The 13,872-nt window shown below is 39.5% G+C and carries 15 protein-coding genes; 8 read left to right on the forward strand and 7 right to left on the reverse strand.

All coding sequences use genetic code 11. The features are described from left to right. Window positions 1–77 precede the first annotated feature (77 nt). Window positions 78–917, reverse strand: coding sequence for a 1,4-dihydroxy-2-naphthoyl-CoA synthase (locus tag EQG61_RS12325; RefSeq protein ID WP_129462252.1), 840 nt, complete (start codon window positions 915–917; stop codon window positions 78–80). Window positions 918–1,193: 276 nt separating this feature from the next. On the opposite strand from EQG61_RS12325, the gene EQG61_RS12330 reads away from it, so the two are divergent. Continuing rightward, window positions 1,194–1,619, forward strand: coding sequence for a PH domain-containing protein (locus EQG61_RS12330; RefSeq protein ID WP_129462253.1), 426 nt, complete (start codon window positions 1,194–1,196; stop codon window positions 1,617–1,619). 8 nt (window positions 1,620–1,627) lie between these two features. Here EQG61_RS12330 and ygiD read toward each other — a convergent pair whose 3' ends face one another. The 3 genes from ygiD to menD all read right to left on the reverse strand — a co-directional run bounded on the left by ygiD (window position 1,628) and on the right by menD (window position 5,274). After that, entirely contained in the window at window positions 1,628–2,461 is an 834-nt protein-coding gene (gene ygiD, locus EQG61_RS12335; RefSeq protein ID WP_206733890.1) for a 4,5-DOPA-extradiol-dioxygenase, read from the reverse strand. Window positions 2,462–2,769: 308 nt separating this feature from the next. Further along, on the reverse strand, window positions 2,770–3,597 hold the full coding sequence (locus tag EQG61_RS12340; protein WP_129462255.1) for a CvfB family protein: 828 nt from the start codon (window positions 3,595–3,597) through the stop codon (window positions 2,770–2,772). Window positions 3,598–3,615: 18 nt separating this feature from the next. Further along, window positions 3,616–5,274, reverse strand: coding sequence for a 2-succinyl-5-enolpyruvyl-6-hydroxy-3-cyclohexene-1-carboxylic-acid synthase (gene menD / locus EQG61_RS12345; RefSeq protein ID WP_129462256.1), 1,659 nt, complete (start codon window positions 5,272–5,274; stop codon window positions 3,616–3,618). A gap of 406 nt (window positions 5,275–5,680) precedes the next feature. Here menD and EQG61_RS12350 point away from each other — a divergent pair, with 406 nt between their 5' ends. Next, window positions 5,681–6,178, forward strand: coding sequence for a GNAT family N-acetyltransferase (locus EQG61_RS12350; protein ID WP_129462257.1), 498 nt, complete (start codon window positions 5,681–5,683; stop codon window positions 6,176–6,178). A gap of 12 nt (window positions 6,179–6,190) precedes the next feature. Further along, on the forward strand, window positions 6,191–6,772 hold the full coding sequence (locus tag EQG61_RS12355) for a hypothetical protein (protein ID WP_129462258.1): 582 nt from the start codon (window positions 6,191–6,193) through the stop codon (window positions 6,770–6,772). A gap of 11 nt (window positions 6,773–6,783) precedes the next feature. On the opposite strand, the gene EQG61_RS12360 is transcribed toward EQG61_RS12355, so the two are convergent. Then, the gene (locus tag EQG61_RS12360) at window positions 6,784–7,581 is read right to left on the reverse strand and encodes a hypothetical protein (protein ID WP_129462259.1); all 798 of its coding nucleotides are present in this window, start codon (window positions 7,579–7,581) and stop codon (window positions 6,784–6,786) included. A 171-nt stretch (window positions 7,582–7,752) separates the two neighbouring features. Beyond that, window positions 7,753–8,136, reverse strand: a complete 384-nt coding sequence (locus EQG61_RS12365) for a pyrophosphohydrolase domain-containing protein (protein WP_129462260.1) — start codon at window positions 8,134–8,136, stop codon at window positions 7,753–7,755. A gap of 308 nt (window positions 8,137–8,444) precedes the next feature. Here EQG61_RS12365 and EQG61_RS12375 point away from each other — a divergent pair, with 308 nt between their 5' ends. Genes EQG61_RS12375 through EQG61_RS12390 form a run of 4 tightly spaced genes read left to right on the forward strand, consistent with a single transcriptional unit; the run spans window position 8,445 to window position 11,072 of the window. Then, a complete protein-coding gene (locus EQG61_RS12375) occupies window positions 8,445–9,533 on the forward strand; it encodes a GyrI-like domain-containing protein (RefSeq protein ID WP_129462262.1) in 1,089 nt (362 codons plus the stop codon). Between the two features lie 52 nt (window positions 9,534–9,585). Beyond that, window positions 9,586–10,128 (forward strand): RNA polymerase sigma factor, encoded by a 543-nt coding sequence (locus EQG61_RS12380; RefSeq protein WP_129462263.1) that lies wholly within the window; start codon window positions 9,586–9,588, stop codon window positions 10,126–10,128. Window positions 10,129–10,158: 30 nt separating this feature from the next. After that, window positions 10,159–10,569 (forward strand): hypothetical protein, encoded by a 411-nt coding sequence (locus EQG61_RS12385; protein WP_129462264.1) that lies wholly within the window; start codon window positions 10,159–10,161, stop codon window positions 10,567–10,569. A gap of 14 nt (window positions 10,570–10,583) precedes the next feature. Further along, a complete protein-coding gene (locus EQG61_RS12390) occupies window positions 10,584–11,072 on the forward strand; it encodes a sensor of ECF-type sigma factor (protein ID WP_235829066.1) in 489 nt (162 codons plus the stop codon). A 74-nt stretch (window positions 11,073–11,146) separates the two neighbouring features. Here the strand turns inward: EQG61_RS12390 and EQG61_RS12395 are convergent, their stop codons facing one another. Continuing rightward, entirely contained in the window at window positions 11,147–12,190 is a 1,044-nt protein-coding gene (locus EQG61_RS12395; protein WP_129462265.1) for a WD40/YVTN/BNR-like repeat-containing protein, read from the reverse strand. Between the two features lie 113 nt (window positions 12,191–12,303). On the opposite strand from EQG61_RS12395, the gene EQG61_RS13865 reads away from it, so the two are divergent. Then, on the forward strand, window positions 12,304–13,815 hold the full coding sequence (locus tag EQG61_RS13865; protein WP_206733888.1) for a hypothetical protein: 1,512 nt from the start codon (window positions 12,304–12,306) through the stop codon (window positions 13,813–13,815). Window positions 13,816–13,872 lie beyond the last annotated feature (57 nt).

Raw genomic sequence — 13,872 nt, forward strand, 5'->3', positions numbered from 1 at the left:
AGATGATGTTTGGCTTTTCGGGTTAATTGCTATTAAAATCCTTAGAATGACAACGAATCACTAGTAACTAGTCACGCTTACGGCAACCACTTTTTATCAAAATTCGGTTTGCGTTTTTCCAAGAAGGCATCACGACCTTCTTTGGCTTCGTCGGTCATATACGCTAATCGCGTGGCTTCCCCGGCAAATACTTGTTGGCCAACCATACCATCGTCAGTAAGGTTCATGGCAAATTTCAACATTTTGATGGAAGTTGGTGATTTGGCTAAAATCTCTTGCGCCCACTGGTAAGCCGTACTTTCCAATTCGTCATGAGGTACAACCTCATTCACCATACCCATTTCAAATGCTTCTTGCGCAGAATAATTGCGACCTAAGAAGAAAATTTCACGGGCTTTTTTCTGTCCGACCATTTTGGCTAAATAAGCCGAACCGTAACCACCGTCAAAACTAGTAACATCGGCATCGGTCTGTTTAAAAATGGCGTGTTCTTTACTGGCTAATGTCAAATCACAAACAACATGGAGACTATGTCCGCCACCTACGGCCCATCCGGGAACAACGGCAATTACCGCTTTGGGCATGAAACGAATGAGGCGTTGCACATCCAAAATATTCAATCTGTGGTATCCGTCATCGCCCACATAACCTTGATGTCCGCGAGCTTTTTGATCGCCTCCTGAACAAAAGGACCAAACCCCGTCTTTGGAAGACGGACCTTCCGCAGACAACAGCACCACACCAATCGACGTATCTTCTTGGGCATCGTGAAACGCCATCAACAATTCGGAGGTCGTTTTGGGTCGGAACGCATTACGCACATCGGGGCGATTAAACGCGATTCGGGCCACGCCGTTGCATTTTTTATAAGTGATATCTTCGAATTCACGAACGGTTTTCCAATTGATTTCGCTCATTTTTAGTAGTTTATAAGTAAGTTATTAATCGATAAGAATAAATTCTAAAGTAGTGTAAATTTAGGCCATATCCGCAGAATGTCGAACCTATTTTTTCACAATAATACAGTGTTTATTAACTTTAGAATACAATAAATTCTTTTTGTTTTGACTTTGATATGTTCAAAAAGCTGCAAAAATACGCCCCATTTGTTCGCCAATTTTCATTGGCGAATTCAAAGTAATTGTCTACATTTATACCCACCAAATTTTTGTTACTAACCTACATTAGTTACCATGAACCGTTATTTCTCTTCACAAAATCGCTTCACTACACTTATCCTTTGGGGATTGGTTGTAGGAATGACCTTCTTACTTATCAACGCTTATCGCGAAAACACGCTTACCTGGCCTGCTGGAATAGTAATGGGATTAGTAACGTTGTTTATACTTTGGGTTTTGTTGGATACGCGCTATGTACTTCGTAATAATGTTTTGTTGTATCGTTCCGGACCCATTCGTGGTAAAATAGCGATTGATCACATCAAAAAGATTCGCAAGCATTCCGGACTTTTCGTTCCCGTTACGTTGAAACCCGCTTTGGATGTCAAGGGATTTATTATCACTTACAATCAATTTGACGACATTTTTATTTCGCCAAAAAATGCAGATGAATTTCTGGCTACACTACAAAAAATGAATCCCGAAATTGAGGTTAACTAAACGATTAACTAGCCAATTTTTACGGAAGTCATCGTCAATGAACCGCCTACTGCTCTATCGTTGAAGAATTGAATCGTATCTTTTTCAGTTTGTAAACCCAACGTGTACAATAAGGGATAGTAATGATCGGGAGTTGGAATGGCCAACAGTGCGGCGGAACCTAATTTTTGATACTCAATCAAGGACTTGTGGTCTTTCCCTACAATTTTATCTTTAAACGTTTGGTTGATTTCCAAAGCCCAATCGTAACCGTATTCGGGTTCGTTTAACTTATCCCAAGCGACTTTTCCTAAATTGTGTACCATATTTCCACTACCGATAATCAATACTCCTTTTTTGCGTAAAGCACTCAATTCTTTGGCTAAATCATAATGGAATTGCGGCGACTTACTGTAATCGATACTTAATTGCAACACCGGAATATCCGCTTTGGGGTAAATATGGCGTACCACGGTCCAAGTGCCATGATCTAAACCCCATTCGTGATCCAATTCGACCGGAACTGAAGTAATTATTTTCTGTGTTTCTATAGCGAGTTCAGGGGAACCCGGTGCGGGATATTGCACCCGAAACAATTCGTCGGGAAAGCCACCAAAGTCGTGTATGGTTTTGGGTTGTTCCATAGCCGTAATGTGCGTGCCGCGGGTTAACCAATGTGCCGATACCACGAGTACAGCTGTGGGTCTGGGAATACTTTGGCCCATGGCGGCCCAACTTTTAGAAAAATCATTGTCTTCAATGCCGTTCATGGGCGAACCGTGGCCAATAAATAATACGGGCATCACTACCCCATTCTCTTTAAAATCTTTTGACCAACTGTATAACGGACCTAATGCTGACATAACTACTCCTCCTGCGGCTAATTTGATAAATTGTTTGCGTTGCATACTGCAATATTTGTATATACAAATGTAAGTTTATTTTTTTAATTTCAATTTAAAATGAAGTTAAAATACGATTGAAAATAAAATCGTGTTTTTTAGCCCCGATAGGAGCGGTATCCCCGTAACGCAGTGAAGGGATAAAGCGGATAGCGGGAGGAAATGAGAGCGGGGCACTAGCTTGTGCTCCTTTTACCTAAAATAAAACAACTAAAAATCTTGAAAAAAAAAAAAAAAGGGATTCCATGTGAACCCCTTATGTCTCTTCTTTATTTCAAATAAATTCCGTTCTCTCGGATATCGATACGTCGGTCTTTGTAGAGTTGGCCCACCGCTTTTTTAAACGTCTTTTTACTCATCTTCAGGACTGTTTTAATGTCTTCGGGATGCGAATTGTCGTGCAAACCCAAAAAGCCGCGATTGGCATTGAGTTCGGCTAAAATTTTCTGCACTGCGGCATCAATTTGTTCCAAACCTTGTTTTTGAAATGAAATGTCGACCTTTCCATCGGGGCGCACTTGTTTCACATAGGCTTTGTAAGTTTTCCCAAATTTCAAGGTTTCATCAAACACTTGATTTTGAAACGCAAGTCCGCGAAATTGATGTTCGATGATCACATTGACACCTGCATCCGAAAAATGGGTAATCATGACTTTGACTTCCTGACCGGGTTCGAGCGTAACATTTTCCTCTTGAATAAAGCGGTGAATGCGACTGGAAGACACGAGTCGGTTGGTTTTTTCATCTAAAAAAACATAGACCAAATAGCGTTTCCCGGTTTCCATCCGTTGGGCTTGTTCCCGAAAAGGGACAAACAAATCTTTTTCCAATCCCCAATCCAAAAATGCCCCGTATTCGTTCATGTAATTGACCTTCAAGTGGGCAAATTCGTTTAACTGCACGTACGGCCGCAAGGTAGTCGCAACAGGACGTTCTTCGTGGTCCAGATAGAGAAACACGTCGATTTCCTCCCCTACTTCATACACTTTGGGCATGTATTTTCGCGGCAATAAAACGTCTGTAGTTCCGTCAGTTAAAAATAGTCCCACTGTGGTTTCGCGGGCAATGGTTAGGGTATTGGTCTTTCCGATGTTCATGAGGTATGGTTATTACTTTTAAACCAGTGATTTAAAAAATTGAAGTAAATAATGATCGTTTTCGAGTGTTGGTGTAAAAACTTCCAACAATTGGGGTTGTGCTGAATTTGTGAATACAGTTTTTAGTGCTGCTTCTAAACTTTCTTCATTTGAAGCGGTATGGTATTCGAATCCGTACATCGCGGCCAAATGTTGGGTCGTAAAGCAATGTGAGGTTTCAAAAAAGGTATTGAATACTGGTGTTTCCTCGTGGCCGGGCAAAATACGAAAGATGCCGCCACCGCCATTATTTAACAAAATAATAGTGAAATTTTTGGGGATGTAGGCGTTCCAAAGTGCGTTACTATCGTATAAAAAACTGATATCGCCGGTGATTAAAGTGGTGGGTTTCCCGCTTGCGACAGCTGCACCAATAGCAGTTGATGTACTTCCGTCGATACCGCTGGTTCCGCGATTACAATACACTTCGATACTGGGATCAATATCAAAGAGTTGTGCATAGCGAATGGCCGAACTGTTACTGATTTGCAATTGCGAGTGTTCGGGTAAGGCGGGTAATACCTTTTCAAATACTTTAAAATCACAAAAGGGAATGGATGCTAAATAAGCCGTTGTCTTTTCACGACGGTGTTCGCGAATCGTCAATGCTTGTTGGCGGTACGAACTTTCAATTGTCGTCGTAAAATTGAAAAACGATTGAAACCAAGTATTGGGATGTACTTTTCCATGATAGGACAAACAGCCAAATGTATCGTAGGCCCGAAGCGGATCAATATGCCAATGGTGTTGGGGTTGGTATTTTCGCAAAAACGCTTTGATGCGTTTGGACACAATCATGCCGCCAAACGTAATCAATATATCCGGTTGAAAGGCTTTAAAGTCGGCTTCCGTAAAGGGAGTGATGATGGTATCAATGGTATTGATTAGATCCGGATGGTGCAAGTTGGACGTAGTTTCAATCATCACCACCACTGATGGATCTTGGGCCAAACGATTTACAATTTCTTGGTCCAGTTGATGGGGATCGTTTACGCCAACAAGTACTAATTTCTTGGTAGCGGCGTTCCAAATTTGGGCCAAATCCGCAAAAGGTTCGTTTACCACGGTATCTTTTACTGCAGAAGAAATGATTTGCACCTCAACAGATAACTCATTGACGGTTTCATACAAAGGTTCTTCGAAGGGTACGTTTATATGCACCGGACCTTTTTGACGAATAGCCAATTCAATGGCTTCGTGAATTAACAAGTCGTTTTCAGCGTTAGCATCCTCGGTTAAATTGGCATTGAATACGGTATGATTGGCCAAAACATTTTGTTGCCGAATGGTTTGCCCGTCGCCGATATCAATTTTTGCTAAAGGTCGGTCGGCTGAGACAACAATTAATGGAATCTGACTGTAAAAAGCTTCTGCCACAGCGGGATAATAATTCAATACCGCCGAACCGGATGTACAAACGACTGCGACTGGTTTGCGTAGTTGTTGCGCGAGTCCCAAAGCAAAAAAAGCCGCAGAGCGTTCGTCTGCAATGCTGTAACAATGGAAATCGGGATGCTGTGCAAACCCGATGGTTAACGGCGCATTACGCGAACCTGGAGAAATCACGATATGTTGAATGCCTTTGTGTCGGAATAGTTCAATAACCGACTGGGCCAAAGGAATTTTAGGATAGACCATGTGTATTACTAATGGAGTACAAAGGTACGAAGCCCACTTCGAACGAAAACTATTTTTTGAAAATATTAATAAGGATAACTTAGCGGGTAATATCCGAAAAAAACCAATGACAAATGATTAGAAGAAGGAGTACATAAAATAAACGTGACAAGATTCGGCAACGTTCGGCATGTGTCCCGTCGCATTTTTTCCATGCGTAATAACTTAGAGAGAGTACTAGAACCAAGCCAAAAGTCAGTAAAGCCGGTCCCAGATACTGCCCCTCCAACAAAATTGATACCCAAAGTATCGCCTTTGGCATGATCCAAGCTATCAGTGTGTCTAGTGGTTTCATACGGGACGAAATTACGACCTAGCGTCAAAACAACACTACGTAAAAACACCTGATTTATTTGTATTTTTGAACATGGAAATTTCGATTCGACCTTATAGTATAACCGACTTACCTCCTATTTTGGAGATAATCAATCATAACATTCTCCATTCCACAGCCTTGTATGATTATACGGTGCGTACCTTGGAGCAACAAACGGCAATTTTTCAAGATAAATTAGACAAAGGGTTTCCCATTTTTGTAGCAGTTTGTGATTCACAAGTGGTGGGTTTTGGGTATTATAGCGAATTTCGGTTTCGGGAAGCCTATAAATTTACAGTGGAACATTCGGTCTATGCGCATCCCGACTGGCAAGGAAAAGGCATTGGAAAATTACTTTTGGACGAATTAATAACATCGGCCAAAAAACAAAACATCCATACATTAATTGGTGTCATTGATGCTGAAAACGAAGGCAGTATAGCTTTTCACCAACGCATGGGATTTGAAGTTAAAGGCATATTACAGGAGACAGGATTTAAATTTAACCGTTGGTTGCATAGTGTATTTGTGCAGCGAATTTTAGAATAACACCAAAGAAATATGCATTACCCAATCACGTATTATATTAAAACTGGAGCCTTTTTACTACAAGGAATCGTTCTTTTTTGTGGCTATTACTACGGAATTACTTTTCTATTTTCTGCGAGTTATGTGCTAAGCTTATTGTTTAGTGTTGCGACATTCATGGCCCCCATTTTATTTCCTGAAAAACCAAAACCCAATACGTTACCCATTCAACGACAAACGCATCATTCAGTTATATCGTTGAGTTTGGTGGCGGGTGTGGCCTTGTTATTTTTTACAGGATTTGGACGCTTATTTTTTGACAACACCTATCATGTTGAAACCATCACGGTCTTTTTCAGTCTTGTTCTTATTACACAGGCGTTTGAAAAACCAGCGGCAACAGAACTGCGCTGGGAAAACGATGGTTTATTGATTTTGGGCGAAAAATTTTCAAATACACTTCCCCATGGAAGCATTACTCATTTTGAAATCGAAGAGGATGCCATAACAATACACACGCAAGATGGCATTACCCACCATATCGAACATATTGTTTGGGATGAAAAAGGTCAACAAGAGGCTCAAAAGTTCTTGGCAGAAAATCTAAACGTGTAATTTCAATGCTCTTAAGCCTCACCGGCTACCGAAAAATCCACATAATAATTGGATTTAAAAATGACCACAAACGTGACATTGCATTTCCCACCATCATTCATAAGAATGGTGCGGTACTTGAAACCGTTGGGATCTAGTTTGTCATTGCAGAACATATTGACTCTAACTTCCAATTCTCCTTTTTTGTTACGATACGGAATCAATTGCTTGATGTAGTCTTGATTGGATTTGAGATTTGCTTTTTGCTCTTCAAAAACACAATGGATGAGCTCTCGAACTTTTTCAAATTCGGCCGGGCTCAAATCATAGGGTGTATTGCGGTCTCTTTTTTTACTGGGATAATACGTAAAAAGCGCATAATCCGGGTGATTACGGAGATTAATAACCGATTTCAAAGGCGTATGATTTTCGACAACTTCCAATCGAAAGCTATTAGTCCCGTTGGCAAACTCCAGCATTCCGTTTTTCAAAACCGCTTTACTACCGGCGCCATTCATATCGTTCCGACTGAAATGTAGGGTATCGTTTTGAATAAAAGCTATGCCTTCAAATTTTTCATATTTGGAATGTCCATGATCTTTTTCTTTGGAATCATAAACAAATGTACTGTCGGTGTATAGGGTTAATTCATGGCGGTATTCCACCAAATCCCCAGATTGATGCAAGGCTTTAAACCACACTTTTTTTTGGGAACGAACAGGCTCATGCGCTTCTTGTTTACAGCCCATTGAAAGTCCCAATACAATTAGGAATCCTAATTTGAATTTAGAAATGCAGTCCATCCGATTGTACAAAAATGATGAAGCCATATATAAGACCTAAATAAATAGCCGTGTAAATTAATTCGTTTCGAAGAAATGAAAAATTAGACGTCTTTTTATACCGTTGATAGCCACGGTGAACATAATTGAGGCGTATCCCAATAAAAAGGACTATAAAAAAAATGATGTATACTGGCAAATGCAAAATTGTTGAAAATATTACTTTAAAATGGAATCAAAATCAGGTTTAAAATAATTGGGGCCTTTCATTACCTTTCCGTCTTCGCGGTAAATAGGTTTTCCATCTTCACCCAATTTACTCATGTTGCTGCGTTGAATTTCGTCAAAAACCGCTTCAATCTTGTGTTGCAATCCGTGTTCGAGAATGGTGCCACATAAAATATAAAGCATATCCCCTAAAGCATCGGCGATTTCGATCAAATCATTATTTTGAACAGCTTCTAAATACTCTTCATTTTCTTCTTTCATCAAATTAAACCGAAGTAAATTGGTTTGCGCCCCTAAGTCGGCTTTTGGAGACTCACTCACCCCTAGTCCAAATGCAGTATGAAATTCTTTAACTGCGTTTAATTGTTTTTGCATACCTTTAAATTTGTACTCGAAAATACAAAGAATCGTGATGTTTCGCTACCTTTGTTAAAAACTATTGAAAACCCATGTTTACTAAAGGTCAACTTATTTTTGCGGTCATTTTCATTATAGCATTTGTAACGGCAATGGTAATTGCTTACCGAAAAGATAAAGCATTACATCAATTATTTTACAAAGGAAATTATAAAATTTTATTAGCGTTTTTTGCTTTTGTCTTGTTTCTTTTTGTCATAAAATTTGTGACGAAACATTGATAATCGTTCGGTTATTTTCTTACTTTTACAGCGAATGCTCCTAAAATGAAGATTTTACAATACCTTTTACTCCTTTTGGTGCTTTTTGCTTTTGGTACGGCTGTATTTGTTGCTACCCAAAAACCGACCTATTCTGTAACCCGTAGTATCTTCATTAAAAATCCGAGACAAGTTGTTTTTGATTATGTGGATAACATCCGTAATTGGGAAACCTTTGCCTCATGGATTCTTGACGACTCAGGGGTCAACTACACTTACCCCGGAAACGCCGCAGGTAAAGGAGCAACTGCAAAATGGTCAGGCAATCGCGAAGGAACACTTTTAACCAAAAACGCGGTTGATCAAAAATACCTCTTCAATGAAATGAATGAAGACGGTCGAATTACCACTTTTCAATGGCAGTTTAAAGACTCGGCAGGAGGAACAAAAATCACCTATACAATCAAAGGTAAGTTGGATTTCAATTCCAAAGCCAAAGCTTTTTTCAAAGGTGGCGTTCAATCGACAATGGGAAATGTATATGACCGCACTTTACTCAATTTAAAAAACGCCATTCAAAAAGAAATTAATACTTATTCAATTAAAGTGGATAAAGCGGTGGATCGACCACGAATTATGTGCTTAAAGCAATATGCACGTTGTTCTGATAATGATGTTACTCGCACGATCAAGACCTTGCTTCCGCGCATGCAGTATTTTTTTGATAAAAATAAAATCACACGTAACGGCAAACCTTTTATTGTATACCACCAATACGATCGAGCCACCCATCAAGTCGCACTTTCGGTTTGTATGCCGGTTCGGGACAGCATTCGTATCGAAGAAGGAAGTGACATTACTTTTATGGTTTATCCTCCGTTTAAAGCGTTGAAAACAACACTCAAAGGAGATTATTCCCACAGCCAACAGGCTTGGAAGAAAGGATTGCATTTTATCAATCAAAAAAAATGGTTGCGCCTCACGCATTTAAACATTACTGAAGTCTACCAAAAAAGCATGGAAGATACACCGCATCCGTCGGAATGGGTGACGGAAATTTATATTCCGGTGCAACCCACCAATGCACGAGTAGCAGCACCTATTATTTCGGATACGAGTCGAACCCAAGTACCTAAACCTCCGGTAGTAGAATAAAAACGATTAAACCTTTTTCGTTTTTTCCCATCTTATATACAAATACGGCATTTTGAAAGATGAAAAAGCATTCATACGGGAATTGCTAGATCCAAAAACGCAACAACAAGCGTTTGGGGTGCTTTTGCATACGTATCAAAAACCGCTGTACCATCACATTCGAAATATTGTTTTAAATCATGATGATGCGGATGATGTATTGCAAAATACCTTTGTCAAGGTTTTTCAATATTTGAAAGATTTCAAAGGAGAAAGCAAACTTTTTTCTTGGATGTACCGCATTGCTACCAATGAAGCGATTACGCATCTGAATCAAAAAGCAAAACGACAAGGTTTTACATCTGCAGAATTTCAGGAAAAAGCAATTCAACAATTGGAAAGTGATGTGTATTTTGAGGGGGATGCTTTTCAAATTCAATTGCAAAAAGCGATTGCTACGCTACCCGAAAAGCAACAATTGGTATTTAAAATGAAATACTTTCAAGAGTTGAAGTACGAAGAAATATCGGAAATACTCGGCACTTCGGTGGGCGCATTGAAAGCATCTTATCACCATGCTGTAAAAAAAATTGAAGATTATATTAATACCCATTAAACCTTATAAAAAGGATAAAGTCAAAGTAGTATGAAACCATTTCAAATAGACGAGCAAAACAAAATCAAATCGGGGTTTACTGTCCCAGAGGGCTTTTTTGATGCCAATGCTCAGAACCTATTGAATCTAATAGATGACACACCCGTTCCTATTTCTTTATGGGATCGGTATAAAAAACCCCTGATGTCGATTGCTGCCATTCTTGTAATAGGATTGGGAATTGGATTTTATTGGAAAATACAAGTACAAAATGATGAAGAAGCGCATTGGGCAGCCGTGGAATCCTATGTGGCAGAACATACGGATTTAATGGATGAGGCCTACATCGATTACCTCAATACAACGGCTTTGGATAGTTTACATCAAAACACTACAGAAGCAAAAATATTAGAAGAAGTTTTAATTGAAAATGGTGATTTAGAACAATACATTACCGAATAAATTTGAGAATACTTATGAAAACAAACACAAACAAAACGATTTACACGACTTTACTATTATTGTTCTTCGCTATATTTCAAGTGCAAGCTCAACCCGGTGCACGTTTAAAGGAACGTATCAAAGAGAAAAAAGAACAAGTGAAATCGCAAAAGGTAGCCTTTATTACGCAAGAACTCAATTTGACACCAGATGAAGCCGCAAAATTTTGGCCCATCTACAATGCTTTTGAAGAAAAGCAAGCTGAAATTCGAAAACAAAAAGTAAAATCCTACATGGATCGTCAAGACGATGATCAATTGGATAAAATGAGTGAAAAAGAAGCGCAAGCCGCATTAAATCAAATGGAAAGCACCGAAGACGAACTCTATAAATTGCGTAAAAAATTTGTTGCCGATTTAAAAAATGTGCTCCCTGCGGTAAAAATTTTAAAGCTAAAACGTGCTGAAGAAGAATTTAACCGTAAATTGGTCGAACAATTGCGCGACCGTCGTGCAAGAAATTAAACATGAGAGTGTGAAACCCGTAACGATTACTCGTTACAATATGAGAGCAGTTTGTCCTAGATAAACTGCTTTTTTCATTTTCCTCTTACTAATGTAAACTTCATTATTTTATTTTTGCCCGCAGCAAAATAGGTACTCTTATCTAAAAATCGCAAGGTATAAAATGTAGCATCTGCATCCAGTTGTATCCAATGTGCGCCTTGATCGGCCGAATAGTATGTCCCACCAGCACCAGTAGTTACCAGTTCTTTCCCTTGACTTCCCGGAACAAATTGTATACAAGAAATATAGCCAGGCCCTTCAGCATACGTTATTTTTTTCCAAGTAATTCCTCCATCCAAGGTTAGTACAAGATTGCTGTCTTTAGAATTTTGCTGACTATAATCACCGCCAGCTGCCACTCCAATTTTAGAATTATAGAAAGCCGCACTGAAGGCTCCGGTCATTTCTCCACCTTGTTTTATAGGAATCTCGATACATTGCCAATGATTTCCGTAATCAACGGATTTCCAAATTCGCGATTTCTTTCCTCCGGTAATTACCCAAATGGTATTTTTTTGGGTAATAATATTGGTATTACTTGCCGCAAAGGCTGCTTCACCTTCGGCAAGTAAGGGTGCATCGCTTTCGGGAATTCGGTGCCAATTTTTACCGCCATCTGAGGTTAAAAGCACAGCTAACGCTTTATCCGTTGGGTCACCAATAGCAATTCCGTGTTGGTTATCACTAAAAGCGATGGCATCGTAAAAAACTTTTTCATGGTACTCGTTGTAGACTTCGTGAAGATGATGCAATTGATCCGTACCGGCAAACAATTGGGCAGGGTTACCAATCGAAAGAAAAAATACATCGTAATTATTATAGGCTAACGATCGAAATTCAACTTTTTTTGGGGTAGGCAAGTGTACTTGTTTGTGTACTTTGGTATCCAAAAATAGTGTTCCCGCTTTGGACTGACTTCCGGCATACCAAAGCTGCTTTTTGGATACTACTAATGCCCGAATACTTATGGTGTCATTGAGTACAACTTCTTTTTGTACGGATTGCACCCTATTTTGGGTTGAACTACACGATTGAAATACGATAACCGTCAATATTGAAAAAATAATAGTTCGCATAAACCCTTGTTTTTTCTACGAAAATAGGAAATTCAACACCAAAATTCACAAGCTATTGATTTTTTTGGCACAGTGTTTGGTTTTCCAAAATCAAATCATAAATAGATACGGTTATGAAAGCGAATTTACTTTTTAGCATAATGATGAGCGGACTTTGCTCATTGGGTTGGTCCCAAGACCGAACTACGGTAAGTGCCACCAATTCGGAAATAAGTGACAATTTAGATTTACGAGCTGTGGCATCCATTTTTGGCGATTCTCGAGATTTAGAAGACTTTGAACGCCGATTAAATGACCCAAAGACTCCCATTTCAAATTTGGATTTAAACAATGATAATCAAGTGGATTATCTGCGTGTGGTAGAATCCATTGAAGGTAACCAACATATTATTGTCTTGCAAGCCGTGCTCGCCAGAGACCAATATCAAGATGTTGCTACCGTTGAAGTGGAAACTAATCCGAGAACAAAACAAGTTCAAGTTCAAGTAGTCGGTGATGTTTATATGTATGGTCCAAATTATATTTATGAGCCGGTTTATGTGAGTACACCTATTATCTATAACTATTTTTGGACTCCCTATTACCGTCCTTATTGTTCGACATGGTACTGGGGATATTATCCAACCTATTATTATGCATGGAATCCCTATCCAATTTTTAGATACCGTCACCACATCGGCTTATGCATCAATTTTAATTACTATTACAATTATGTGAATTATCGTCGTTGTCATGTAGCTTACAATCATTATTATGGTCGTCGATGCAATTATTACGAACGTCAATATCCAAATCGCTCTTTTGCCTACCGTAACCATGGCATAGCCAATCGATATGAATTGGACCGCACTCGTCCAACAAGAAATGTTGCTTATCCGGATACGCGCGATGCCTTAGCAGGAACAAGAGATGTCAATAATCCTCGTGGAAATTCAAGTGTTCGTGGAAATGATAATGTACGTCCTACAAACGACGGAAACGTACGTGGAAATTGGACAAATGCTGCATCGCCACGCCCTGTCCGTCAAGACTATACAAGTTCGTCAACAAACAGTCCACGACCCATTCGTCAAGACTATTCTGCAACTACAGAATCACCTCGTCCTATTCGTCAAGACTATACAAATTCAACAACAAACAGTCCGCGACCTATTCGTCAAGATTATTCAGTTACAACAGAATCTCCGCGACCCATTCGTCAAGACTATACTAGTTCGACAACAAACAGTCCACGACCTATTCGCCAAGATTATTCAGTTACAACAGAATCTCCGCGACCTATTCGTCAAGACTATACAAATTCAACAACAAGTAGTCCGAGACCCATTCGTCAAGACTATTCAAGCTCAACAACAAGTAGTCCGAGACCTATCCGTCAAAATTATTCTGTAACCCCAGAATCACCTAGACTTATTCGTCAAGACTATTCAAGTTCGACAACAAGTAGTCCGCGACCCTCAAGACAAGATTATGTGGCACCAAGTCCGCGAGTTGAACCCACACAAAGTTATGGTGGTGGTCGACAAGATTATTCAGCTCCATCAGGAGGAGGTCGTTCTATGGGAAGTTCGCCCTCTAACACTGGAGGTGGTGGCGGTCGATCATCAGGTGGCGGTCGTCGTTAAAATAGCACAAAATAAGCATCGAATTATTTCGGTGCTTTTTTATTTTAGAATATTGAA

The organism is Flavobacterium stagni, assembly GCF_004122105.1.
Classification (GTDB): Bacteria; Bacteroidota; Bacteroidia; order Flavobacteriales; family Flavobacteriaceae; genus Flavobacterium; species Flavobacterium stagni.

Coding starts and splice junctions, on each gene's coding strand:
- EQG61_RS12360 (WP_129462259.1), bottom strand. CDS start 7,581: ATGGCTTCATCATTTTTGTACAATCGGATGGACTGCATTTCTAAATTC.
- EQG61_RS12395 (WP_129462265.1), bottom strand. CDS start 12,190: ATGCGAACTATTATTTTTTCAATATTGACGGTTATCGTATTTCAATCG.
- EQG61_RS12325 (WP_129462252.1), bottom strand. CDS start 917: ATGAGCGAAATCAATTGGAAAACCGTTCGTGAATTCGAAGATATCACT.
- EQG61_RS12365 (WP_129462260.1), bottom strand. CDS start 8,136: ATGCAAAAACAATTAAACGCAGTTAAAGAATTTCATACTGCATTTGGA.
- EQG61_RS12340 (WP_129462255.1), bottom strand. CDS start 3,597: ATGAACATCGGAAAGACCAATACCCTAACCATTGCCCGCGAAACCACA.
- EQG61_RS12330 (WP_129462253.1), top strand. CDS start 1,194: ATGAACCGTTATTTCTCTTCACAAAATCGCTTCACTACACTTATCCTT.
- EQG61_RS13865 (WP_206733888.1), top strand. CDS start 12,304: ATGAAAGCGAATTTACTTTTTAGCATAATGATGAGCGGACTTTGCTCA.
- EQG61_RS12350 (WP_129462257.1), top strand. CDS start 5,681: ATGGAAATTTCGATTCGACCTTATAGTATAACCGACTTACCTCCTATT.
- EQG61_RS12355 (WP_129462258.1), top strand. CDS start 6,191: ATGCATTACCCAATCACGTATTATATTAAAACTGGAGCCTTTTTACTA.
- menD (WP_129462256.1), bottom strand. CDS start 5,274: ATGGTCTATCCTAAAATTCCTTTGGCCCAGTCGGTTATTGAACTATTC.
- ygiD (WP_206733890.1), bottom strand. CDS start 2,461: ATGTCAGCATTAGGTCCGTTATACAGTTGGTCAAAAGATTTTAAAGAG.
- EQG61_RS12385 (WP_129462264.1), top strand. CDS start 10,159: ATGAAACCATTTCAAATAGACGAGCAAAACAAAATCAAATCGGGGTTT.
- EQG61_RS12390 (WP_235829066.1), top strand. CDS start 10,584: ATGAAAACAAACACAAACAAAACGATTTACACGACTTTACTATTATTG.
- EQG61_RS12375 (WP_129462262.1), top strand. CDS start 8,445: ATGAAGATTTTACAATACCTTTTACTCCTTTTGGTGCTTTTTGCTTTT.